General features: G+C 64.0%; 23 protein-coding genes and 1 tRNA gene. 12 read left to right on the top strand and 12 right to left on the bottom strand.

Annotated elements, in window-relative coordinates; genetic code table 11:
* Positions 1-31: 31 nt before the first annotated feature.
* The 8 genes from D3250_RS07855 to D3250_RS07820 form a co-directional block, all read right to left on the bottom strand.
* On the bottom strand, positions 32-1,723 hold the full coding sequence (locus D3250_RS07855) for an alpha-amylase family protein (protein WP_119902793.1): 1,692 nt from the start codon (positions 1,721-1,723) through the stop codon (positions 32-34).
* Positions 1,723-2,703 (bottom strand): TIGR03885 family FMN-dependent LLM class oxidoreductase, encoded by a 981-nt coding sequence (locus D3250_RS07850; RefSeq protein WP_119902792.1) that lies wholly within the window; start codon positions 2,701-2,703, stop codon positions 1,723-1,725. The genes D3250_RS07855 and D3250_RS07850 overlap by 1 nt, the downstream gene beginning before the upstream one ends.
* A gap of 94 nt (positions 2,704-2,797) precedes the next feature.
* Entirely contained in the window at positions 2,798-3,337 is a 540-nt protein-coding gene (locus D3250_RS07845) for a gamma carbonic anhydrase family protein (protein ID WP_119902791.1), read from the bottom strand.
* Between the two features lie 2 nt (positions 3,338-3,339).
* The gene (locus tag D3250_RS07840) at positions 3,340-5,559 is read right to left on the bottom strand and encodes an NADP-dependent isocitrate dehydrogenase (RefSeq protein ID WP_119902790.1); all 2,220 of its coding nucleotides are present in this window, start codon (positions 5,557-5,559) and stop codon (positions 3,340-3,342) included.
* 60 nt (positions 5,560-5,619) lie between these two features.
* Positions 5,620-6,954, bottom strand: a complete 1,335-nt coding sequence (mgtE, locus tag D3250_RS07835; RefSeq protein ID WP_119902789.1) for a magnesium transporter — start codon at positions 6,952-6,954, stop codon at positions 5,620-5,622.
* 131 nt (positions 6,955-7,085) lie between these two features.
* Complete coding sequence (purH, locus tag D3250_RS07830; RefSeq protein WP_119902788.1) at positions 7,086-8,720, bottom strand: bifunctional phosphoribosylaminoimidazolecarboxamide formyltransferase/IMP cyclohydrolase; 1,635 nt, start codon at positions 8,718-8,720, stop codon at positions 7,086-7,088.
* A gap of 72 nt (positions 8,721-8,792) precedes the next feature.
* The gene (locus D3250_RS07825; RefSeq protein ID WP_119902787.1) at positions 8,793-9,473 is read right to left on the bottom strand and encodes a response regulator; all 681 of its coding nucleotides are present in this window, start codon (positions 9,471-9,473) and stop codon (positions 8,793-8,795) included.
* Complete coding sequence (locus tag D3250_RS07820) at positions 9,470-10,744, bottom strand: sensor histidine kinase (RefSeq protein WP_192892575.1); 1,275 nt, start codon at positions 10,742-10,744, stop codon at positions 9,470-9,472. The genes D3250_RS07825 and D3250_RS07820 overlap by 4 nt, the downstream gene beginning before the upstream one ends.
* Before the next feature lie 166 nt (positions 10,745-10,910).
* On the opposite strand from D3250_RS07820, the gene phoU reads away from it, so the two are divergent.
* A complete protein-coding gene (gene phoU, locus D3250_RS07815; RefSeq protein WP_119902786.1) occupies positions 10,911-11,567 on the top strand; it encodes a phosphate signaling complex protein PhoU in 657 nt (218 codons plus the stop codon).
* Between the two features lie 186 nt (positions 11,568-11,753).
* On the opposite strand, the gene D3250_RS07810 is transcribed toward phoU, so the two are convergent.
* From D3250_RS07810 to D3250_RS07800, 3 genes are all read right to left on the bottom strand, one after another.
* A complete protein-coding gene (locus D3250_RS07810; protein WP_119902785.1) occupies positions 11,754-12,731 on the bottom strand; it encodes an endonuclease domain-containing protein in 978 nt (325 codons plus the stop codon).
* Between the two features lie 221 nt (positions 12,732-12,952).
* Positions 12,953-13,699 (bottom strand): phosphoglyceromutase, encoded by a 747-nt coding sequence (locus tag D3250_RS07805; RefSeq protein ID WP_119902784.1) that lies wholly within the window; start codon positions 13,697-13,699, stop codon positions 12,953-12,955.
* Positions 13,700-13,789: 90 nt separating this feature from the next.
* Entirely contained in the window at positions 13,790-14,122 is a 333-nt protein-coding gene (locus D3250_RS07800) for a DUF2516 family protein (protein WP_225973215.1), read from the bottom strand.
* Positions 14,123-14,143: 21 nt separating this feature from the next.
* On the opposite strand from D3250_RS07800, the gene tmk reads away from it, so the two are divergent.
* The 11 genes from tmk to D3250_RS07745 all read left to right on the top strand — a co-directional run bounded on the left by tmk (position 14,144) and on the right by D3250_RS07745 (position 22,982).
* Positions 14,144-14,809 (top strand): dTMP kinase, encoded by a 666-nt coding sequence (tmk, locus tag D3250_RS07795; protein ID WP_438830133.1) that lies wholly within the window; start codon positions 14,144-14,146, stop codon positions 14,807-14,809.
* Entirely contained in the window at positions 14,806-16,035 is a 1,230-nt protein-coding gene (locus tag D3250_RS07790; RefSeq protein WP_119902782.1) for a DNA polymerase III subunit delta', read from the top strand. The genes tmk and D3250_RS07790 overlap by 4 nt, the downstream gene beginning before the upstream one ends.
* Positions 16,028-17,671: an alpha/beta hydrolase gene (locus D3250_RS07785; protein ID WP_119902781.1), complete on the top strand. Its 1,644-nt coding sequence runs from the start codon at positions 16,028-16,030 to the stop codon at positions 17,669-17,671. Before D3250_RS07790 ends, D3250_RS07785 begins: the two co-directional genes overlap by 8 nt.
* A gap of 89 nt (positions 17,672-17,760) precedes the next feature.
* Positions 17,761-18,732 (top strand): universal stress protein, encoded by a 972-nt coding sequence (locus D3250_RS07780; protein ID WP_158583105.1) that lies wholly within the window; start codon positions 17,761-17,763, stop codon positions 18,730-18,732.
* A gap of 74 nt (positions 18,733-18,806) precedes the next feature.
* Positions 18,807-18,882 (top strand) — tRNA-Thr (locus tag D3250_RS07775).
* Between the two features lie 91 nt (positions 18,883-18,973).
* On the top strand, positions 18,974-19,294 hold the full coding sequence (locus D3250_RS07770) for a hypothetical protein (protein ID WP_119902779.1): 321 nt from the start codon (positions 18,974-18,976) through the stop codon (positions 19,292-19,294).
* Positions 19,295-19,314: 20 nt separating this feature from the next.
* Positions 19,315-19,524 (top strand): hypervirulence associated TUDOR domain-containing protein, encoded by a 210-nt coding sequence (locus tag D3250_RS07765; RefSeq protein WP_119902778.1) that lies wholly within the window; start codon positions 19,315-19,317, stop codon positions 19,522-19,524.
* Positions 19,525-19,541: 17 nt separating this feature from the next.
* The gene (locus tag D3250_RS07760) at positions 19,542-20,954 is read left to right on the top strand and encodes a dihydrolipoyl dehydrogenase family protein (RefSeq protein ID WP_119902777.1); all 1,413 of its coding nucleotides are present in this window, start codon (positions 19,542-19,544) and stop codon (positions 20,952-20,954) included.
* 218 nt (positions 20,955-21,172) lie between these two features.
* A complete protein-coding gene (locus D3250_RS07755) occupies positions 21,173-21,883 on the top strand; it encodes a Crp/Fnr family transcriptional regulator (protein WP_225973214.1) in 711 nt (236 codons plus the stop codon).
* A 60-nt stretch (positions 21,884-21,943) separates the two neighbouring features.
* Positions 21,944-22,486, top strand: coding sequence for a carboxymuconolactone decarboxylase family protein (locus D3250_RS07750; RefSeq protein ID WP_119902775.1), 543 nt, complete (start codon positions 21,944-21,946; stop codon positions 22,484-22,486).
* A 268-nt stretch (positions 22,487-22,754) separates the two neighbouring features.
* Entirely contained in the window at positions 22,755-22,982 is a 228-nt protein-coding gene (locus D3250_RS07745; protein WP_119902774.1) for a hypothetical protein, read from the top strand.
* 234 nt (positions 22,983-23,216) lie between these two features.
* Here D3250_RS07745 and D3250_RS07740 read toward each other — a convergent pair whose 3' ends face one another.
* Positions 23,217-24,197 carry an NAD(P)H-quinone oxidoreductase gene (locus D3250_RS07740; protein WP_119902773.1) on the bottom strand — a complete coding sequence of 327 codons (981 nt, stop codon included), beginning with the start codon at positions 24,195-24,197 and terminating at the stop codon, positions 23,217-23,219.
* Positions 24,198-24,247: the final 50 nt, after the last annotated feature.

Below are 24,247 nucleotides of genomic sequence, written 5' to 3'. Positions count from 1 at the left end.
CTTGCAGCGGCGCACGGCGCCCGTGGCTGTGTCACAGGAGACGATGGTCACCCTGAGCTGCAACTCTGAGCCAGCGGTAACCATAACCGTCCATGGGCATTCGGGTGGAGCGGTCGGCGTCCAGCTCGCAGGACTCTTCACTGAGCAGATCCACCAGTTGTGTTCCCGGCTCCATCCCCTCCAGGGTGAACGGCACGATGGCCGGCTCGGAGGCCAGATTGTGCAGCAGCACCATGGACCTGTCCTCCCAGGTGGTCGTGTGCACCAGCACCTGCGGAAGTTCGGTATCGATGATAGTGGTATCCCCCCAGCCCAGTTCGGGCGACTCCCGGTAGCGCTGGGCGAGACGGGTGATGTGGTGAAGCATCGAGTTGGGATCTCTGCGAGCCTGGGCGGCGTTGACATGTTCGGGGCCGAACGGGCCCTCGGTGACCGCCCGACTCAGCTGAGAAGGCTTCGCGGTGGAGAACCCCGCGTTCTTCTCCGAAGTCCACTGCATCGGAGTGCGCACTGCTTCCCGTCCCGGGACGTCCAGGTTCTCCCCCATGCCGATCTCTTCTCCGTAGAACATCACCGGGGTACCCGGCAACGTGAACAGCAGCGAGTAGGCCATCTTCAGCCTCCGGGGATCACCGTTGAACATGCCAGGAAGTCGGCGGCGCAGCCCCCTTCCCGCGAACCGCATCTCCTCCTCCGGGGCGAATGCATCCAGGACCTCTTCCTGCTCGTCATCCTCCAGCAGATCCAGAGTCAACTCGTCATGGTTGCGCAGAAAATTGGCGTACTGAGACTCCACGCGGAGCCCAGTGGGCCGCGAGCGCAACGCCTCGGCCAGAGGTGCGGACTCCTGCCGAGCAAGCGACAAGAAAAGCCGCTGGTTGGTGAAAAAATCGAACTGCATGGTGAGCTGGTCGCCGCGCTCCCCGCCGAAGAACGCGACCTGCTCCTCATGGGGAAGGTTGACTTCCCCCAGCATGATCGCCGAACCCTGGCCTGATGCGCGGCGCTGAAGGAATCTCCGCAGCGACCGCAGGTAGTCGTGGGGCTCCTCGAATTCGTGCTCGTCCATACCGACCAGGGTGCGCTGATTGATGGCGAAGGGGACGGCGTCGACCCGGAATCCGTCCACACCCAGCTGCAGCCAGAAGCCCATCAGCTTGGTGATCTCCTCACGCACTTGGGGGTTGGCGGTGTTCAGGTCCGGCTGGGTGTGCAGGAAGTGGTGAAGGTACCACTGCTCGGTCTGCTCATCGAAGGTCCATATCCCGTCCTCCTCATCGGGGAACATGGCTTGGTCGCTGGTGTCGCCGGGGTCATCCGCACGCCAGACGTAGTAGTCACGGTATGGGTTGTCTGTGGAGCGCCGCGAGGCTTTGAACCAGGGGTGCTGGTCGGAGGTGTGGTTGATGACCAGGTCTACGATCACTCGCAGGCCGCGGTCATGGGCCACCCGGATGAGTTCGACGAAGTCCCCGTGGTCCCCGTACCGCCGATCGACCCCGTACATGTCAGCGATGTCGTATCCGTTGTCTCGCCGCGGGGAGGGGTAGAACGGCATCAGCCACAGGCAGGTGACGCCGATCTCTGCCAGGTAGTCGATCCGTTGGGTGATGCCGTGGAGGTCTCCTCCGCCGCTGCCCGTCGAGTCCAGATAGGTCTCCACATCAATGCAGTAGAAGACGGCGTTGTTGTACCAGAGGTCGGCAGTCTCGGTGATCCGCATCAGGCTCCTGTCTCGGCTGTGTCTCGGGCTAGGGCCGGCAGAATGTGCTCCCCGGCAGCGTCCAGCCACGGTGTTTGGTCCTGGCCCACGTGGTGGAGATAGACGGTGTCGAAGCTCTGACTCGCCTCAGCGATCCACTCGGTATGAGCTGCCAGGGACGACGACGTCCATACCGCCTCGAGGACAGTGCTGAGGTTGACATCTACTGCCGCGGAGTCGAAGTGCTCCGGGGTGGTCAGGTCCTGATCCAGGGGCGGGCCGAAGATGTTGCAGCGCCACTGGTCGTAGGCGATCTCCTGGGCTGCACTGTCCGTTTCTGCCCAACTGAGGTGGATCTGCAGCATCGCCGGGCCCCGTCCTCCAGCCTCACGGTATGCACTGAGCACCTCGTAGTGCGCGCCGTCGGGCTGGTTCAAGGTGATGAATCCGTCTGCCCACTGTGCTGCGCGCCGAGCGGACTCTGGTGTGATGCAGGTGCCGTAGAGCGGTATGGGGGTTTCGGGTCGGTCGTAGAGGTAGGCGTCCTCAACCTCCACCCGACCTCGGTGCTCGCTGATCCATTCCCCACGATGAAGCCTGCTGATGAGGTCCGCTGACTCCTCCAAACGGTCCCGTCGGCTCTGCAGCCCCAGCCACTTCTCACCCGTGACATGCTCATTCATGGCCTGCCCGGCGCCCAGTGCCACCCAGTAGCGCCCTGGGAACATCTCACCGAGGGTGGCCGTAGCCTGAGCGACGACGGCTGGGTGGTAACGCTGGCCGGGCGCGCAGACCGAACCAATAGGAAAGCTGGTAGAGGCCAGGGCCGCGCCCAGCCAGGAAAAGGTGAATCCGGAATGGCCCTGACGTCTGGACCAGGGGAAGAAATGGTCAGAGCTCATCGCGGCGTCGAACCCCGCCGCCTCGGCCTGCTGAACGTCCCGGAGCAGCTGCGATGGAGAGATCTGCTCCTGCGAGGCGTGGAATCCGTATGCCGTCACGCGCGCTCACCCTTATCTTCTGTATCGAGTACTCCTGGCGGTGCCTCGAACTTTATGAGAAAGCTCGCAAGAGTAGGTGAGCGTCACCTGAACGTCAGCTGGAGACGTGGGGCGCCTCGTCGGCTTCAGCCGCCAAGTGCTGTTCCTTCAGCTCCAGGTAGACTTCCGCGTTCTCGCGCAGCCCCGCCACCTCATCCTCGGTGAGTTCGCGCCGCACCTTTCCGGGAATGCCCGCCACCAAGGACCGGGGTGGCACCTCGGTGCCTTCGAGCACCACCGTCCCGGCTGCGATGAGGGACTCAGCACCGATGGTGGAGTGGTTAAGTACGGTGGCGTTCATGCCAATAAGTGCGCCATCGCCGACGGTGCAGCCGTGCACCACCGCCCCGTGCCCCACAGAGACGCCTGAGCCCAGTGTGCACGGGGCATCGGCGTCAGAGTGCACGGAGACGTTGTCCTGCAGGTTGGTTTTGGGTCCGACGGTGATCAGCGACCGGTCGCCACGGACGGAGACCCCGTAGAAGGCACTGGAGTCATCCTCCATGACTACGTCGCCTGTCACAGCGGCGGTCGGCGCGACGAACACGCGCTGACCCACCCGCGGTGTCTTGCCAGCCACAGTTCGGCGGACCATCGTCAGCCCACCAGCCCATCGACGATGGAGTTCAGCGTGGCTGAGGGACGCATCACGCGGAACGCCTTCTTCTCATCGGGACGGTAGTAGCCGCCGATGTCAGCAGGGTTGCCCTGCACCTCGTTGAGCTCGGAGAGGATCTGCTCCTCTTTCTGCACCAGGGCTTCAGCCACGGGTTGGAAGAGGGCGGCGAGGTCAGCGTCGTCGTTCTGCTCAGCGAGCTCCTGGGCCCAATACTGGGCCAGGTAGAAGTGGCTGCCTCGGTTGTCGATGGTGCCCAGGCTGCGGCCCGGGCTGCGGTTCTCCATCAGGAAGGTGGCGGTGGCCCTGTCCAGGGCGGCCGCCAACACCTTGGCACGTGGCGCGTCAGCCTGCTCAGCGTACTTCTGGAGGGAGGGCACGATGGCGAAGAACTCGCCCAGGGAGTCCCAGCGCAGGTAGTTCTCCTCCGTGAGCTGCTGGACGTGCTTAGGTGCGGAACCGCCCGCACCCGTTTCGAAGAGGCCTCCGCCGGCCATCAACGGCACGATGGAAAGCATCTTGGCGGAGGTGCCCAATTCCAGGATGGGGAAGAGGTCGGTGAGGTAGTCGCGCAGTACATTGCCGGTGACACTGATGGTGTTCTCACCGCGGCGGATACGGTCCACGGAGTACTTGGTGGCGGCCACCGGATCCATGATCTCGAGGGTCAGCCCGTCAGTGTCGTGATCTGCCAGGTAGGTCTTGACCTTACTGATCAGGTTGGCATCGTGTGCGCGGTTCTCATCCAGCCAGAACACGGCAGGCCATCCGGTCTCCCGGGCCCGGTTCACGGCGAGCTTGACCCAGTCTTCGATGGGCGCGTCCTTGGTCTGGCAGGCGCGCCAAATGTCGCCGGTTTCCACCTGATGTTCGATGAGCACATCGCCCGCAGAGTTGAGGACCTGAACGGTACCGTCTGCGGGGATCTCGAAGGTCTTGTCATGGGAGCCGTACTCCTCAGCCTTCTGCGCCATCAACCCCACATTGGGCACGGTGCCCAGGGTGGTCGGATCGAAGGCGCCGTTGGTCCGGCAGTCATCGATCACCGCCTGGTAGACACCGGCGTAGGAGGAGTCGGGGATGACTGCCAAGGTGTCGGCGGTCTCCCCGGAGGGGCCCCACAGCTGACCGCCGTTGCGGATCATTGCGGGCATTGAGGCGTCAACGATCACATCGGAGGGGGTGTGCAGGTTGGTGATGCCCTTGCGGTCGTTGACCATGGACATCCGTGGACCGTTCTCCAGTGCCTTGTCATACTCTGCTTTGATCTCCTCGCCTACGGCACCCATCTTCTCCGCCCCGGAAAGGATCGAGGCCAGCCCGTCATTGGGCGAGAGTCCCGCTTCAGCAAGCTGGTCACCGAACTTCTCAAAGATGGTGGGGAAGAAGGCCCGGACCACGTGACCGAAGATGATGGGGTCGGATACCTTCATCATGGTCGCCTTCAGGTGGGCCGAGAACAGCACATCTTGTTCCTTGGCGCGTTCGACCTGCTCGCTGAGGAAGGCGTCAAGCGCCTCTGCGGACATGAAGGTGCCGTCGATGACCTCACCGGCCTGGACGTCCAGACCGTTCTTCAGGGTGGTGGTGGAACCGTCTGCTGCCACATGCTTAATGGTGAGCTGATCGGAGGATTCGATGATGACCGACTGCTCATTGTCGGCAAAGTCCCGCTCCCCCATGGTGGCCACGGCGGTCTTCGACTCAGTGCTCCACTCACCCATTCGGTGCGGGTTGGAGCGCACGTACTGCTTGATGGAGGCCGGGGCGCGCCGATCGGAGTTGCCCTCACGCAGCACGGGGTTCACTGCAGAACCCTTGACCTTGTCATAGCGGGCCCTGACGTCGTTCTCTTCGTCACTCTCGGGCGCCTCAGGGTACTCCGGCAGAGCGTAGCCGGCCTGCTGGAGCTCCGCTATCGCGGCCTTGAGCTGGGGCGTAGATGCGGAGATGTTCGGCAGCTTGATGATGTTCGCCTCGGGGGTCTTGGCGAGCTGACCGAGCTCGCCGAGAGCGTCCGGCTCAGCCTTGTCCTCACCTACGTAGTCTGGGAACTGCGCGATGATCCTCCCGGCCAGTGAGATGTCGCGCGTCTCGATCTCCACGCCCGCTGTTGAGGCGAAGGCCTCCACAATGGGCTTCAACGAAAAAGTTGCCAGCATCGGCGCTTCGTCAGTGTTGGTGAAGATGATTTTTGCCATAGAGCGGCAGCTCCCTTGAGGTCGAACGGAATTGCAGTATGAGGTCAATCTATCAACTCGTCACAGACCGAGGACGGCCATGGCGATGACGAAGTAGATGATCAGGCCGGTGGCGTCCACGAACGTGGTGATGAAAGGGTTGGCAAAGACCGCCGGGTCGGCGCCGATCTTCTTTGCAAGCAGCGGCATCATTCCGCCTACCGATGCCGCCAGTGTGCAGATGGCGACCAGCGTCAGTCCGATGACCGCACCAACGTCCCAGTCCCACCGCCAGCTGACCACCAGGAAGCCCAGCACTCCCAGCACCGAACCGAGGGTCAGCCCAACCCGCACCTCACGCCAGAGCACCCTGAAGACGTCACGGGAGGCGACGTCGCCCAAGGCCAGGGCGCGAGTGACGGTGGTGGCCGCCTGGTTGCCGGTATTGCCCCCGGTGCCAATCAGCAGTGGGACGAACAGCGCCAGCACGACGACGGCTTCGAGAGTCTCCTCGTAGGTGTCCAGCACCTGCACCGTCAGTGTGGCACCCAGGGCAAGCACCAGCAGCCAAGTGATGCGCGAGCGCATAATGGTCAGCACCGGGGTGGACAGGTAGGGGCGGTTCAGCGGCTCGGCACCACCGTGGCGGGCCGCGTCCTCGCTCTCCGCCCGCTCGAGGATGTCCATCGCGTCATCGACGGTGAAGATGCCGACCAAGCGGTGTTCCTTGTCTGTGACCGGCATGGCCAAGTGCTTGCGGTCGGCGCACATGCGAGCTGCGTCCTCCGCGTCATGGTCGGCGTCGACCGAATCGGCCTCCGACATGATGGCGCCCACCACTGTGTCTTCGTCGGTGAACATCAGCTCCCGAAGCGAGACCACACCCTTAAGCAGTCGGTGGCCGTCCACCACCGGAAGCGTGTAGACCGTTTCGGCGTCCATCGCGGCGAGCCGCACCTTCTCCAGTGCTTGGCCGATTGTCCAGTGCTCGGGGATCGCGACGAACTCCGGGCTCATCTCGCGGCCAATGGTCCCAGTGGCGTAGCCGAGGACAATATTGGTCAGCGCGCGTTCTCTTGCATCCAGGTGGCGCAGCATCTTCCGGGCCACTGAAGCTGGCATCTCGTCCATGAGCCGCACCCGGTCATCGGGGTCCAATGACTCGAAGAAGTGGGCGACGTCAGTATCCTTGAGGCCTTCGACGATCTCATGCTGCAGCGCCTGGTCCAGCTGATCGAAGACCTGGACGGCCGTGTCCTTGGGCAACAGCCGGAAGGTGACGGCGCGGTTCTTCACACCGAGGCGTTCCAAGAAGTTGACGATGTCGCCAGTGTTGAGGTCATCGAGGGCTACCCGAAGATCGCGCAGTCGCTCGTCGCGGATCAGGTCCGCCAGATCATCAAGCTGTTCGGTCAAGGCAACGCTCCCTTGGGGTCTAAGGTCTGTCTGCTGTGGTCACAGGACGGCCCAGCCGGCGCCATGACTTTCCATGCCGCACCGCGGGGCTAGCCACTGGGTGGGTTCATGCCGCTAGCCTACCCACCCTCTCAGTGATAGAAGTGCCGGGTCCCGGTGAGGTACATGGTCAGCCCAGCCTCCTGGGCCGCGGCAACCACTTCCGCGTCGCGCTGGGAACCACCCGGCTGGACCACCGCACTGACCCCGGCAGCGATCAGACTCTGCAGCCCGTCAGCAAATGGGAAGAACGCGTCGGACGCGGCCACAGATCCCCGCGCCCTCTCCACTCCGTCGCCGCCGAGGGTGTTGGCTCGCTGGACGGCCAGGCGGCAGGAGTCCAGACGGTTCACCTGCCCCATGCCGATGCCGACGGTGGCTTCGTTTTTGGCCAACAGGATTGCATTGGACTTCACCGAGCGCACCGCCCGCCAGGCAAAGGCGAGGTCCTTGAACTGGGTCTCATCTGCTGCCGGTCCGGCGGCCAGGTTCCATGTGGACGGCTCATCTCCGGGTGCTTGGAAGCGGTCGGAGGCCTGCAGCAGCATTCCCCCGGAGATCTGTTTGTATTCGACCGCGTCGCGCTTGTGCTCGGGACTGAGTTGGATCAGCCGCACGTTCTTCTTCCGTTTCAGGATCTCCAGCGCTTCCGCCGCGAATGCAGGGGCAACGACCACCTCGGTGAAAATATCCGCGATGGCAGTGGCCATCTCCGCGCTGACCTCGCGGTTGGCGGCTATCACGCCGCCGAAGGCCGAAAGCGGGTCACAGGCATGCGCGGCCCGGTGCGCCTCAGCGACGGTCTCCCCCGCAGCCGCACCGCAGGGGTTAGCGTGCTTGACGATCGCCACCGCGGGTTCGGTGAAGTCGTAGGCTGTGCGCACCGCGGCGTCGGCGTCCACATAGTTGTTGTAACTCATCTCCTTGCCGTGCAGAACGCTGGCCTGGGCTAAGCCCGGAGTACCGTTGTGCTCGGCGTAGAGCGCCGCCGGTTGGTGCGCGTTCTCTCCGTAGCGCAGGGTGGCGACACGGTCCAGCGCCAACCCGGCGAAGCGCGGGAACTCAACTTTGCGGCCTTCGCTCAGCGTCGCCGGCGCGGGAATGTCGGCGCTGTCCACATCGTCAGCAAACTCTGCGGCGGTCCAGCGGGCCACTGCGGTGTCATAACTGGCTGTGTGGGCGAATGCCAGAGCAGCGAGGCGTTTGCGGGCGGCGAGACTGAACCCCTCACCCTGAGCAGCGGAGACGGTCTCACCGTAGCGGAGGGGATCGACCACAATGGCCACTGCGGAGTGGTTCTTCGCAGCGGCGCGGACCATGGAGGGACCACCGATGTCGATCTTCTCGATGATCTCGTCCTCTGCGGCGCCGGAGGCCACGGTTTCGGCGAACGGGTAGAGGTTGACCACCACCAGGTCAAAGGCGGCGATGCCGTGCTCGTCTAGTGTCTTCACGTGCTCCGGGTTCCGGCGGTCAGCGAGGATACCGCCGTGGATACGGGGATGCAGAGTCTTGACCCGCCCGTCGAGCATTTCGGGGAACTCGGTGACCTCTTCGACGGCGGTGACTGGGATGCCGGACTGGGAGATCCGCGCGGCTGTGGACCCGGTGGAGACGATCTCAACCCCAGCCTGGTGCAGGCCTTCGGCGAGCTCCGTCAGACCAGTCTTGTCGAACACTGAGATGAGCGCCCGCCTGATCGGATGGAAGTCTTCTGAACTGGTCATCGTCTCTCCTTCTGCCTCACCGTGCTGAACCATGGGCCAGTCTAGCTGGGTGCCGGGACCGCTGGAGGTGGCTCAGGCGTCGAACTTGTACCCCAGGCCGCGCACAGTCACCAGCAGGCGGGGCTTGGCCGGGTCGGTCTCCACTTTGGAGCGGAGCCGCTTGACGTGCACGTCGAGAGTCTTGGTGTCACCGACGTAGTCGCTGCCCCAGACGCGGTCGATGATCTGCCCGCGGGTCAGCACACGGCCAGTGTTGCGGATGAGGATCTCAAGGAGCTCGAACTCTTTCAGCGGCAGGTTCACACTGCGACCAGCCACCTCCACGATGTGCCGCTCGATGTCCATCCGGACAGGTCCGGCAACAATGGTGGAGGAGTCGTCGAACTCGGTGTCCACGTGCCGGCGCAGCACTGCCCGCACCCGGGCCAGGAGTTCACGTGAGGAGTACGGCTTGGTGACGTAGTCATCGGCGCCGAGCTCCAGGCCCACCACCTTGTCGATCTCCGAATCTTTGGCCGTGAGCATGATCACCGGCACTGCGGAGCGCAGCCGGATCTGCCGGCAGACCTCCGTTCCAGGTTGGCCCGGGAGCATCAGGTCCAGCAGAACCAGGTCCGCGCCCTCTCTGTCGAAGATCTCGACTGCCTGGTGGCCGTCCTCGGCTACAGAAACGTCGTAACCCTCCTTTTGGAGGGTGTAGGACAGCGCCTCAGAGAATGAAGCCTCATCTTCAACGATGAGAATCCTGGTCAAGGTGTCTCCTCTTCAATGGAGTCCGGGGCGGACGCCGGACGGTGATTCTTCCTGGTGTGTGGCTGCTGGCCGGCGTCGCTCTCGGTGAGTCTCGCGGCGTCGTCGTCCCGGAAATCCCCGTACCCCAGGCCGCTGAGGTCATCGAGTCCCTCCTCCAGCTCCGGCAGCCGGACGGTGAACGTGGACCCTTTGCCCGGCTGGGACCAGAGGGCCACTTCCCCGCCGTGGTTGCTGACCACATGTTTGACGATGCTCAGTCCCAAGCCGGTGCCGCCGGTGGACCGCGAGCGCGCGGGGTCCACGCGGTAGAACCGTTCGAAGATCCGCTCCTGGTTCTCGGCCTCGATTCCGATGCCCTGATCGGTGATGGTGACCTGCGCGATCCCGTCCCGGGATGACAGGCCGATCCCCACTCTGGTGCCTTCCGGGGAGTAGCGGACTGCGTTGTCGATGAGATTGCGGAAGGCCATGGTCAGCTGGTCCGCATCGCCGTGCACCCGTCGGGGCAGCTCACCCGCTACGCGCAGGTCTATGCCTTTGTCTTCGGCAGGCACCCTGGAGCGGTCCACAGCCTCAACGATGACCGTGGTGAGATCCACCGGCACTCCGGCGTGGACCACGTTCTTCCCCTGGACTCTTGAGAGCTCGATGATGTCCTGCACCAGGACCGCCAGGCGGTTGGACTCTTTATGGAGGCGCTTGGAGAAGCGGCGGACGGCTTCATCGTCCTCGGAGGCGCCCTCGATGGTCTCGGCGAGCAGGCTGATGGCTCCCACCGGGGTCTTCAGCTCATGGGAGACGTTGGCGACGAAGTCGTTGCGGACCGCCTCCGTCCGGCTGACCTCCGTGCGGTCATCGGCCAGCACCAGGATGTACTCATCGCCCAGCGGCGCTACGCGCAGATTGACCACTATTGTGGTCTCACCCTGGAGTCCGCGGGGAAGCTCCAGCTGCTCTTCGATGATGATCCCATCGCCGCGGACCCGCGAGGTCAATCGCAGCACCTCTTGGTGGACCACGGTGTGGCCGCGGACCAGGCCGAACGCGTAGGCGGCCGGGTTGGCCCGCACCACCCCGTCCACGGTGTCCACCACGATGTAGGCCAACCCCAGGGAGGCCAGCACCTCGTTGGCCCCTTCGGGCATGGTGGGCTCGTCCACGTCGATCCCCTCGGCGCGCTGGCGCTCACTGACGCGGAAGGCGTGCATGCCGACCACGCCGATGGCGATGCCGACTAAGCCGGCCAGAGCCGCAATGAGCAGGGAGTCCACAGTTTCCCAGCTTAGGTGGAAAAACTGGCGTCGGCTGCCGAACCGTCACCGAGGGGTCAACAGTTCACGAGCTGTTCACCTGACGGTTGCCTGATCATCCCTAAGGTGTTCAGTCATGCCGGGAAGGATCGGTTCATGCCCCTGTGTGAGGAAAGGACCATTTAACATGCGCAAACTCTTTCAGGAAGACCTGCATCTTGTCGGTGATCAGCTCACGGACATCGCGATGCGCGTCACCGAAGCCATGGAGAAGGCCTATCGGTCATTCGAGCTAGCAGACGTCCAACTCGCAGATGAGGTCATTGCCGCAGATACGCGCATTGACGCCCAGCAGCATGACCTGGATGAGAAGGCGATCGAGCTTCTGGCGCTGCAGGGGCCGGTGGCCTCCGATCTGCGGCTGGTCGTCGGGGCGCTGCGGATGTCGACCTCCTTGGAGCGGATGGGGGATCTGGCGCGGCACATCGCGCAGCTGACCAGGTTGCGCTTCCCAGACCCTGTAGCGCCGGCCCCGCTGGTCCCGGTCTTCCGGCAGATGGCGGTGAAAGATGTTGCGATCTCCAAGAAGTTAGTGGAGCTGATGGAGTCCCGTGAACTAGGAGTGGTCTTTGAGATCTTCGCGCTGAATGAGCAGATCAACGAGCTGCACGCCGGGATCTTCACGACGATCGCCAGGCCGGGGTGGGAAGCGTCCCCGGCATCGACCGCTGACGCTGTTCTGGCCAGCCGGTTCTTTGAGCGCTTCGGTGACCACGGTGTCTCTGTGGCCCGCAAGGTGCAGTACCTGGTCACCGGGGAGTGGGAGGCCAAGCCTGCACGCTGATCGCTCTTCCGCGGCCGGACCCCACCACCCGCAGGTCGCACCCACCAGCACGGCGCCGCCATCCACCAAGTCGTCCCCACCACAGTAGGTCGCCCCCACCACACAGCGTCTCGGGATGTGGGGAATAGGCACCTCGGGAGGCGTAGTTTCCAACATCCCGAGACGCTCTCCGCCGAGAAACGCGCCTCACCGGGCCCCAAAGTGCATCTTGACGCGGGCAGCCAGCCCTTGAAAGTTCTCCCTGAGATCCACCCGGTTCGCCAGCATCACCGTCCAACCGGCTGCTTCGAACTGGGCGTTCCTGCGCTGATCGCGGGCCTGCTGCTCAGGCGTGAAGTGATGTTCGCCTTCGTACTGGATCACCAGACGCTGGCTGCGATACCCCGCATCGCCCACCGGAGCGAAAGGATCATTCGGCTTCAGCGGAATCTGCAGCTGCGGTTCCGGCAGCCCGGCACTGATCAGCGCCAGCCGCAGCCGTGTCTCTGGCGGCGAGTCCGCACCGACCCGGACCAGACGCAGCGCCTCTCTGGCCCGGAGGATGCCGAGCCTCCCACGGCCCTGGCGGACGCTTTGTTCCAACTCCCGCAGGCTGGACCAAGGTGAGACCCGCGTCTCCAACCCGGCCCGCGGTGTGCGGACCAGCTGGTCTCCGACGACGACGAGCTCGGGAACCCTGAGGTAGCGGGCGAGCTCCACAAAAAGCTCCGGCGGCGGGGAGACCGGCACCCCGTGCAGGCAGTATTCGCGTTGCGGGACGGCTGAGGTTCTGTGCAGTCGCACGCCAGGATCCGAGACACTGGCATGCGAGCTGCTGCGCCCCGTCAAGTGAAGGGTGGTGCTCTCTGTCCAGCGCCGGGGCAGCGGCAAGCCATGAAGCAGGGCCGCAGTCACGTGACTCACCCGCACCACCGCGCACCGTCGGCACAGTGCCCGCAGCATTTCCAGCTGTGCGGGATCGCCGTCCTGCAGAGCTGCGGGCTGGACCGCGAACGTAGCTGATTGCGTTTCAGTTGGCGGCCCGAGGTGCCGGTAGGTGGCGTGGGCGATCCGCTGGATGTCCCGAGCCCGAAGCCGATCGGAACTGACGCCGAGCTGGCGCGCCTCAGTCCGAGTGAAGATGCCTCCCGTGAGCGCCGGAGGCAGAGGTTTCGGGGGTCTCACGCCTCCAGGATGGCCCGAAAAGAGCCGTCACAGGGCGGAACAAGGCAATCTGTGGATAACCGGCGGGGCACCGACGTCACCCCTTGGTCTGCCCCATGTAGGAGAGCGTCTCGGGATGTGGGGAACTCCCGCCTGAAACGGGCGAGTTTCCCACATCCGGAGACGCTCTGCGGGTGGAGGGAGGGCGTGGAGGGACGGTGGAAGGCTGCGGAGCCGGGGGCCTACTTCTTGCCCTGGTTGGCGACGGCCTGAATGGCGTCCTTCGCGGCCTCGGGGTCCAGGTAGGTGCCGCCCGGGTTCAGCGGACTGAAGTCCTCACGGAGCTTGTAGTGCAGCGGGATGCCGGTAGGGATGTTGAGCCCGGCGATGTCCGCGTCAGAGATACCGTCCAGGTGCTTCACCAGGGCGCGCAGCGAATTACCGTGCGCGGCCAACAGAACGGTCTTGCCAGCCTTGAGATCGCCCACCACCTCGGACTCGTAGTACGGGATGAACCGATCCACCACGTCTTTGAGGCACTCTGTCCTGGGGGCGGCGTCGCCCAGGTCCGCGTAACGGGGGTCGGCAGACTGGCTGTGCGGATCGTCGTCGCTGATCTCCGGCGGTGGGGTGTCATAGGAGCGGCGCCACAGCATGAACTGCTCTTCCCCGTACTGCTCACGGATCTCAGCTTTGTCCTTGCCCTGAAGGGCGCCGTAGTGGCGCTCATTGAGCCTCCAGTCGCGCTTGACGGGGATCCAGAGCCGGTCGGCAGTTTCCAGCGCCAGGTGCGCGGTGGTGATCGCGCGCTGCAGCAGGCTGGTGTGCACCACGTCGGGCAGCAGGTTGCGCTCTGCCAGGAGCTCCCCACCGCGGGCGGCCTCGGCGCGGCCGGTATCCGTCAGTAGCACGTCCACCCATCCGGTGAAGAGATTCTTCTGGTTCCAGTCGCTCTGGCCGTGGCGCAGCAGGATCAGGTCATAGCTCATAGCCGGTACTCCGATTCGTCAGGGGTGGTCAATTGGCGACGCCATTGTCCTGCCGCCGAGTCTACTCGGCGCGGACGGGACCGCAGCGGCTCAGTAACTGTCCGGTTTGCCGCTGACGGCTGGGTTGACGTCCGCCAGGTACACGGCCGCCATGCAGGCGCCGGCCAGCAAGAACAACAGGCCGAAGGGGCCGATGCCCAAGAACCCCAACAGGGTCAGCGCCACGGCACCGCCAGTCATGCCGGTCCAGAAGCCTTTGGTGCGCTTGTTCTGCACGAAGAACATGTCCGGGTTCTTCGGCAGGCATTTCACCAGCGCGACGACGGCCAGCACAATACAGCCGATGGCCAGCACAATGTGCATGGTGGCTTCGGCGTAGCAGACGGCGCTCCACAGCGGGCTCGCAAGGCAGTGGTTTCCCATAGGTCCCAAGCCTATAGGCTTATGGACGTGATCGACGAGACGAGCGGGCTGTTCATCGTCCTGGAGGGCGGCGAAGGTGCAGGCAAGACCACCCAGCTGGGCCTGCTGCAGGATTGGCTCGTGAAGTCCGGGCGCCGCGTGGTGTGCACCCGGGAGCCCGGTGGCACGGAGGTTGGCGAGCGCATTCGAGGGCTGTTGCTGGACCACGGCCAGGGCGAGGTGGACCCCCGCACGGAGGCGCTGCTGTTCGCCGCCTCGCGGGCGGCGCATGTGACACAGAAGATTCGCCCGGCCCTCGACTCCGGTGCGGTGGTGCTCTGCGACCGGTACATCGATTCTTCCCTGGCGTATCAGGGTGCGGGCCGCGGCCTCGGCGTGGAGGATGTGGCCGAGATCAACCACTGGGCCACTGAGGGGTTGCAGCCGGATCTGACGGTGGTGCTTGATGTGGATCCGCTGGTCTCTGCTCAGCGGCGGGCCGCCCGGGACGGCGGTGCCGCCGGGGACCGGATCGAATCTGCGGACCTGGCGTTCCACACCGCACTGCGTGAAGCCTTCCTGGCCCGCGCGGCTGCGGCGCCGGAGCGCTACCTGGTGCTGGAAGGCACCCAGTCGGTGGAGTCGCTGCACCAGGCGGTGCGCGCTCGCTTAGAACCGCTGCTCTCCACCGCGGGGAGCGCCCCATGAGCACACCAGCAGCCTCTGATCTCCCCGCACCCTCCAGCACGACGCCGCCTGAGGGCTCGACGCCGTCTGCTCCCTTGGGCAGCGACAGTGTCTTTGCGGAGCTGGTGGGTCAGCAGTCCGTGGTCGAACAGCTGGAGTCGGCGGTGAGCTCCGCTGCGCCGACGCATGCTTGGCTGTTCACCGGGCCTCCGGGATCGGGCCGTTCCAATGCGGCCCGGGCGTTCGCCGCCGCGCTGAACTGTCCGGAGCAGGGTTGCGGCGACTGTCAGTCCTGCCGCCTGGTGGCCGCGGGGTCGCATCCGGCGGTGTCGCTGGTCTCCACGGAGAATGTCAGCTACCGGATTGAGGACGTCCGCCAACTCATCACCACCGCACAGGACCGCCCGCAGGGGTACCGGTGGCGGGTGATTGTGGTGGAGGATGCCGATCGGATGACCGAGCGGGCCACCAATGTGCTGCTGAAGGCCATTGAGGAACCACCCCCGCGGACGGTGTGGGTGCTTTGTGCGCCATCGCCGGCTGATGTGCTGGTCACTATCCGCTCACGCTGCCGGCACGTGAGCCTGCGCATCCCCCCTGCCGATGCTGTGGCGGAGCTGCTCATCCGACGCGATGGGCTGACCCCCGAGCGGGCACGCTTTGCCGCCCGAGTGTCGCAGAACCACATCGGTGTGGCGCGCAGGCTGGCCACTGACGCTGAGGCGCGGACCCGCCGGGAGGAGACAGTGTCGCTGCCGCTTAAGGTTCGGTCTGCCTCGCAGGCGATTGTAGCGGCGTCGCGGCTTGTCGCCATGGCGCAGACGGATGCCGCAGCGGAGTCCGACGCCCGCCTGACGGAGGAACAGGCCTCGCTGCGCCGATCATTGGGCCTGGAACCAGAGGAGAAGGTCCCGCCGAAGCTGCGCGCCCAGTTCAAGCGATTGGAGGACGAGGCTGGCCGCCGCGCCAAGCGTGCTGTGACGGATTCGTTGGACCGGACGCTGATTGATCTCACTGCGGTGTACCGGGATGTGTTGAGCCTGAAGCTCACCACCGGTGCGGAGCTGATCAATGAACATCTACGCGGTCAGCTGGCAGAATTGGCGGAGGCTCTCTCCCCCGAGCAGACGTTGGCCTGCCTGGATGCACTCAACACCTCCCGGGTGCGCATCACACAGAACGTGCCGCCTGCCCTGGCGATGGAAGCCCTCATGATGCAGCTGATCCCCAGGAGACCACGTGGCTAAAAGTCCTCTGTCCACACTGACTGCTGTGGGCGGCGTCGTCGCTGTGCTCTTGGTGGGTTGCTCTCCTGCGGACAACCAGGCGGACTCGGAGCCTGAGCCGGAAACTATCGGATCCGATGATGCGCCTGAGACCACCTCCCCCGCACCGGAGGAAACCGACGACGACGCCGGCGAACCAGATACGAAGAGCAGCGCAGGCGAGGTCTCACCCGACCCGGGCCACGTGGCTCCTGAGCACTTCCCCACTGACCCGTTGGCGGGCTTGGATGAGTTCTATGAGCAGGAGGTGCAGTGGAGTGACTGTGCCGAGGAGATGCACTGTGGGTCCGTCGAGGTCCCCCGGGACTATGCCGATCCTGCCGGTGAGAGGATCACGATCGAGTTCGTCTCCGACACTCTGGACGACCAGCCGTTTGTGGTGATGAACCCCGGGGGGCCGGGGTCGTCGGGCTACGAGATGGTCGCAGATCAGGCGAACCTGGTGTTCAGCAGTCGGCTGCGGGAGGAGTCCAACATTATTGGGTTCGATCCGCGCGGAGTGGCCCGTTCTGAGCCCCTGGAGTGCATGGATGACAGCGAGTACGAGGAGTGGAACCAGGAGACTGGTGAGGCGGGCTTTGAGACTGATGTGGACCTGAGCTCGGCGGAGCTGGCGGAGGTGGTCGCCCAGTGCCAGGAGCGCAGCGGGGACATCATCGAGCATATTGACACGATCTCTTCCGCCCGGGATATGGACATTCTGCGTGCGGCGATCGGCGAGGAGCAGCTGCACTACTTTGGTATGTCTTATGGCACCAAGCTGGGCCTGGCGTATGCGGAGATGTTCCCTGATCAGGTGGGCCGGTGGGTGCTTGACGGCGTGATGGATGTGTCGGTGAGCCTGGCGGGTATCGCTGGGGACCAGGCCGTCGGCTTTGAGCGGGAGCTGTGGAGGTTCGCCGAGTGGTGCGCCGGACGGGAGGAGTGCCCGATCAGCGGTGACGCGCAGGAGGTCTTCGACGGGATCAGTGAACTCACCGATGAGATTCGTGAAGAGCCGGTGACCGCCACGGACGGCCGGCAGGTCACCGCGAATACGATCTTCGGCGGACTGTCCACCACCATGTACATCCCCGGAGGGCGGGAGGTTCTGCTGGAGGCTCTCCAGCTGTGGGTGGATGAGGCGAACCCTGAGTACTTCCAACAGATCTCTGACATCGCCGACGGCCGGAACGCTGACGGCACTTATGACTGGATCTCCAGCTGGTCTTTCCGCGCCATCATGTGCAGTGACTATCCCCCTGAGGGTGAGGGCCTGAACGGCCCGGGACTGCTTGAGGGCGAGGACGTGACCTACACCGAGCAGTTCCTCTCAGCCAACACTGAGTTCTGCGACGCGCTGCCGGGTGAGCGAGCCGGTGAGCCGTGGGAGCCCAGTGAAGAGCTGCCGCAGATGCTGCTGATCGGCGGCACCCAAGACCCGGCGACCCCGGTGGAATGGGCGGAGAATACGCACCGCATGCTGCCGAACTCGTCGTTGCTGATCTATGACGGAGACGGCCACATCTCCTACGGTCTGGGCAACACCTGCGTGAACAACATCGCCGACGATTATCTGATCGATGGTGAGCTGTTTGACGGTCGGCAGGACTGCTGACTCTGGTCTGTGACCAGTGCCACTGATAGCCTAAAAGTGCACGAACACAGACATCACAGCAGTGCAATCCTCAGGAGGCAACCACAGTGTTGGACACAAATAAATCACTGGGTGTGTTGGTTGGTTTCGATGGTTCAGACCATGCGATCCGAGCATTGCAGTGGGGTGCCTGTGAGGCCTGGCGGCGGGATGTTCCCGTCACGGTGGTCACCGCGTTCACCGTTCCCCGGATGATACCGGGCAACACCGAAGCTGCCGCACAGACGGTGGACAATTCCCTGGCCCGCGAAGGTGCGGAAAATACATTGGCAGAGGCCAGGGAGATTCTCCGCGACTTCCCCGGAGAGTCCAGGTTCCATGTGGAGTATGGTGACGCCGCCGGAGTGCTGGTGGCCCATTCCTCCAATGCTGAAATCGTGGTTGTGGGCGCCCGCGGCCGTGGCGGTTTCGTCGGCCGAGTCCTAGGGTCGGTCGCATCCGCGCTCCCGGCTCACGCTGCGTGCCCTTCAGTGATAGTTGACCGGAGTTACAAGTTCACCTCCACGAACGAGGATCCTTGGATCAGCAGTGATGAGCGGCCGATTGTTATCGGAATGGACTCCTCCCGCGGGTCCAAATACGCGGCTCTGCAGGCGGCGGAGGCGGCCGTTCGGCATGGGGTGCCGCTGCGTGTGGTGATGTCCGTACCTCCATTGGACGGAGCCCTGATGTGGTACCCGGAATTGGGACCACGCTACGACGAGCGCGAACGTCGCCACTACGAGCTGGAGGACCGGCTGCAGGTCATTGTTCGGTGGCTCTCTGAGCATTTCGAACACCTGGTCATCCGTTGTGAAGTGATTGACGGCCTGCCGGTGGAGGTGCTGCAGAATGAGACTCGCAACGCCCAGCTGACGGTGGTCGGTACGCGCGGACGCGGTGGACTTGCCAGCGCCCTGCTGGGCTCCACGTCTTCGTCACTGCTGATGCACGCGGCCGGCCCGGTGATGGTGGTCCCTGAGGAGGATGACCCGCGCATGCCGGATGACGACCATGCAGCAGCACACGCGCCTCTGAGGTGAGCCCGGCTGACTCCTTGGCGAAGTGGCGGGTCAGCCTGACCTGCCGGTAGCATGGTGGATCGTGCCCGGCGCACGCCTCCTTAGCTCAGCTGGTAGAGCGTTCCACTCGTAATGGAAAGGTCACCGGTTCAAATCCGGTAGGAGGCTCCACTAAGTCACTCTGAATGGTGCTTTCGCGATTTCAGCGAGCCGTGTCCGGGTGTGGCTGTGCCACAGGCCACCCTCTGGCACAATGTCGCCTATGACTGAGCACACTCCCCCGCAGGATGTCGCCAACGCGGCCAAGCGAGCTCTGGACTGGATAGATGAGGGCAAGGCTGGGTCCGGGTTCACCGATACCGGAAAGCACCGAGCTCACCAGTTGGCGAACCGTGATGCCCTCAGCGCCGGGCAGATCAAGAAGATGCAGCAATACTTCAAGCGGCACGTGGTGGACCGCGACACCGAGGGCTTCCATCGGGGCGAGGCTGGCTATCCCACTCCTGGCCGTGTCGCGTGGGACGCTTGGGGCGGCGAACCTGCCCGCACATGGGTCAACCGCCAGAAGTTTAGGGACCTCTGACAGCTTAGAAGGAGTCGACGATGACGTTTCAGAAGGGCCAGATAGTCAGCTGGAAGACCAGTCAGGGAAAGACCTACGGCAAGGTGGTCTCGAAACACACCGAGGATCTCACGTTCAAGGGGCAGACATTCCGAGCCTCAGGCGAAGATCCGGTCTACGTGGTGGAATCTGAGAAGTCCGGTTCCCAGGCAGCACATCACGAGGGCGCCCTCGAAAACGACTCCCGGTAGCACCCGCGCTCCCCGCCATGGAAGAACACATAGATCTCCTCGTGATAGGCGGCGGGACGGCGGGCATTGTTGGGGCCAAAACTGCCGTCCGGCTGGGCGCCCGCACCGTCTTAGTGGAACAAGCGCGCACCGGCGGTGACTGCCTGTGGACGGGTTGCGTTCCGTCCAAGACTCTCCTCTCAGCTGCCGCCCAAGCCGCTGCTGCCCGGCAGAGAACCGGGGCGGAGCCGAACTACGATGCCGTCCGTGCGCGAATACACGAGACCATCCGCGCCATTGAGCCAGAAGACTCCCCTGAAGCGCTTGAGGCATTCGGCGTAACCGCCCTACACGGCTCAGCACGGTTCATCGCCCCAGGTGAAGCGACTGTGGACGGGAAGCTGATTCGCTTCCGCCAAGCGCTCATCGCCACCGGCAGCACGCCAGCGATTCCTCCAATACAAGGGCTGGAAAACGCTCCATTCGTCACCTCTGAGACCATTTGGGACCTGCCAAGCCTTCCGCCCCGGCTGCTGGTGCTTGGAGGCGGACCCATGGCGTGCGAACTGGGTCAGGCCTTCGCTCGGCTGGGTTCAGAGGTGACGCTGCTGGCTCGCTCTGGTCTGCTCCCCAAAGAGGACGACGACGCCTCCTCCCTGGTCCGCTCCAGCCTAGAACGCGACGGGGTGACAGTGCTGCATGAGGAGGCCGCCCGAGTCAGCACGGCCGATGGAACGACTGCAGTGAGCACAGGAACCGGTGAGTCGGTCGAAACTGATGTGGTCCTGATCGCCGCCGGGCGCGCTCCCCGCGTCGGGAACCTGGGTCTGGACACCGTCGGCGTGGACTGCGACGACGCCGGGCAGGTGCTCGTCGACGGTTCGATGCGAACGTCGAATCGCTCCATCTGGGCCGCTGGTGATGTGACCCAGTACCCCAAGTTCACTCACCTCGCGGGCGTGTATTCCAGCACGGCGGCGTCGAACGCTGTTCTGGGTCTGCGACGCACGGTGAGCCGGGATGCGCCCCGGGTGACCTTCACGTCCCCGGAGGTCGCCGCGGTGGGCAAGACCGACGCCTCGGGCCCAGGAGAGACCACCTCCACCGTCACGCTGCAGGACACGGACCGTGCAGTGACCGAAGGGACAAAGGAAGGCTTTGTCCGCTTGGTCATCGGCAAACGCGGCCGGATCCTCGGGGGAACAATCGTGGGCCCGAGGGCTGGCGAATCCTTGGGTGAGCTCGCTGTGGCAGTCTCCCAGAAGATGACCACGCGGCAGCTGGCGGGCGTTACTCACGCCTATCCCACGTACAACGACGCCCTCTGGAATGCCGCCATCGCTCATGCCCGGTCCGGCCTGGACTCCCGCCTGGTCCAAAGAGCCACCGGGGCACTCTCCAGCCTGGTGCGTCGTCGCCAAGAACGACGACGCCGTCACGGCAGCACCTGACGGGAACCGCCGACCCATCATCCTAATTCCGTGAACGTATGTGTCCTGGATTGCAGACTTGAGCTCATCGGCTTGCCTACTGTCGGTAGGGTCGTCGAAACGAGGAGGTCCAGCACATGTCGGTGGTCGCCAGCCGCTTGCTGTGTGCCCGTGACCTGGTACAAGCTTCAACATGCGGTGACCAGCCATGGTCGTCGCAGCGACAGGAGAGCGACACTTTGACCGCCCAAGACTCCGAGTTCACCTGCCTCAGCGAGGTGGACCTCTTTGCCGATCTCTCCTCAGAGGAGAAGGACTCGCTGCATGAGCGAGTCCCGGAACGGCGATTCCGTCGCGGTGAGCTCGTCTTCTCCCAGGAAGAGCCGGTCAGTGCGCTGTTTGTGCTGCAGGAAGGCAGGGTGCGCATCTTCCGGGTGGCGGAGGACGGCAAGGCCTTCACGCTGGCCATCCTGGAACCAGGAGCCGTCTTCGGTGAGATGTTACTGGTCGGTCAGCAGATGTATGACAACTACGCCGAAGCCTTAGAGGATTCGGTGGTGTGCCAGCTCAGCGTGAGCGACGTCGAGCAGCACCTCCTCACCGACCCCAGAATTGCGGTGCGGATTGCTCGGCTGCTCGGTGGCCAGGCAGCGCGCTTGGAGGAGAGACTCACCGACCTTGCGCTGCGTCCGCTGGCGGCGCGTGTGGCAAAGACTCTCCTGACCCGCAATGAGCCGACCACCGCGAGGTCCTTGGGCGCGCGGTTAGGCCAGCGTCCTGCAATTCGCATCACCCACGAACAGCTTGCAGGGCTGCTGGGCGCCACGCGGGAAGCCACCAGCAAAGTCCTCTCAGAATTCGCCGCCCAGGGCCTGATCCGCCAAGTCCGTGGACGGATCACTCTCTTGGATCACCAGCGCCTGAACGCCATCGCGCGAACAACTGCCTGAGCCAAGACCTAAGAACCGAAGTTGCACAACTACACCCCAACAGAAGGAAAGGCCAGCATTATGAGCCGCGCAAAAGTAGAATCTGTCGACACCGCCCCCGAGAGCGTGCAGACTGAGCTGAAGGGTCTCGAAGAGCAGTTCGGGAAGGTCCTGAACATTCACGGCGCCATGGCCTCATCGCCCGTGGTCCTCCAGGGATATGTCGCACTGCAGCAGGTCATCAAAGACTATGGCACCTTCGATGCCCAGACCCGTGAGGCCATCGCACTTGCGGTCGGCAACGTGGATGAGTGCACCTACTGCCAATCCGCGCACACCCAGGGGGCCAAGGCCGCCGGGTTCAGTGAGGACGAGACCATTGCCATCCGGCAGGGCGCCGTCCAATTTGATGACAAGCTTGCAGCTCTGCTTGAGGTAGCCAGGGAGGCCACGGCCGACAAGGGCAATGTGAAGGATTCCACCTGGCAGGCTGCGCTGGATACAGGATGGTCAACAGAGCAGCTCACCGAGCTCTCCACCCATGTGACCCTGAACCTCTACACCAATTACTTCAACCATATGGTTCAGACGGACCTTGATGTGCCTGCTGCACCCCAGCTCTGAGCCGTGTTGATCTGAGCCCTGTTGAGCATTTAAGACCAATAGGACGACGCCGGTGGGCCGGTGGTGGAGCCATCAGTGCTCTGCCACCGGCCCACCGTTTTCTGAGCGGCGCCACCTGCTCAGAGTGCACCTCGCGAGCGCTCAGTAGGCCCCGCCCTACCGCCTACCGGCACATGGAGGGTATTCTTGAATATCGGATGCGGGGTGCACAGCCCCGCTCCCCGATCGAGGAATCACCCGCAACATCAGCGAGGATGTGATGGTCCCGATGTCCACTCCGAGTGCACACAATCCGCAAGAGCAGAATGCCACGGTCCACGGTGCAGTCCCAAGCAGTTGGCGCCGCGAGGGCGCCTCAGGTCCCATGTCGGCCGATGACCTGATCACAGAACCCGTTATTTCGCCGACGTTTCTGGCGACTTTCGCTCTAGTCTGCGTGGCGTTGCTGTTTCTCCTGCTCATTGGTGAGATCTGGATCTTCGCGCTGGGAAGATAACTCTCTGCACGCCACTTTTTGAGCAGGTGGTTAACGCCGAAACCGTCGAGGGTCAGTTCTTCAGCCCCGAGGAGGCTGGCCCTGTCCACGGTTGCGCTGCTGGAACATGCGAATAGCTGCGCGTGCGACGCGCATTGCGATGAGACGAACAATCATGCAAGGACTGTATCCCAAGACCCTCAACAATTCTTGAACGGGACCTCTGGACTGAAGTTCTGGCCTGCCGCCGGAAATTCAGGGCGTCAGCACGAGTTTCCCGATGACCTTGCCCTGGGCCAGCATGCGGTGGGCTTCGGCGGCGTCCTTCATGGGGAGCACGGTGTGCACCACCGGTTTGACTCGGCCGTCGGCGACCATGGGCCACACGTTCCGCTCCACTGCGGTGACGATCTCCGACTTCTCCTCTGCGGGGCGCCCGCGCAGGGTGGTCGCGGACACGTGGAGCCTGCGCTTGAGCATCCGACCCAGATCCAGCTCGGCGTCACTGAGCCCACCTTGGGCGCCGATGATGACCAGGTGCCCGTTGTAGGCCAGTGAATTCAGGTTCGGCTTCAGGTAGGGCGCCCCGATGATGTCGAGGATGGCGTCCACCCCGGCACCATCGGTCTCCTCCTTGATCCTGTCGGCAAAGTCCTCTTCGCGGTAATTGATGACGACGCTGGCACCCAGCTCTAGTGCCGCGTCGAGTTTTTCTTGGCTACCGGCGGTGATGAACACGCGCGCCCCCAGGGCGTGGGCCCATTGGATGGCGTGGGTGCCGATGCCGCTGCCACCGCCGTGGACCAGGAAGGACTCCCCGCGCTTGAGACCAGCGACCATCCCGATATTGGAGTAGACGGTGCAGGCAGCCTCGGGAAGCGCGGCCGCGCTGACCAGATCCAGGTTCTCCGGCACGGGCAGTAGCTGCTCAGTGGGAACGGCCACCCGTTCGGCGTAACCTCCACCGGTGAGCAGGGCAGCGACGTGCTGGCCGACCTCCCACCCGGTGACATCTTCACCCAGGACGATGATTTTTCCGGAGCACTCCAGTCCTAGAATCTCGGAGGCTCCGGGCGGCACGGGATAGTTGCCCTTGCGCTGCAGCAGGTCGGCGTTGTTCACACCCGCCGCAGCGACCTCAATGAGCACCTCATCGGGACCAGGCTCCACACCAGGCACCTCGCTCCAGGTCAGGACCTCTTCGTCTCCAGGGGCATCGAATGTGATGGCTCGCATGAGTTCAGGCTACGTCAGCACGTCATGTCCTCCACAGTCTCCTTGGTCGC

The organism is Nesterenkonia natronophila (assembly GCF_003595215.1).
Taxonomy (GTDB): Bacteria; Actinomycetota; Actinomycetes; order Actinomycetales; family Micrococcaceae; genus Nesterenkonia; species Nesterenkonia natronophila.
The sequence above is the reverse complement of the archived record's forward strand: the minus strand, read 5'-3'. Positions and strand labels throughout refer to the sequence as shown.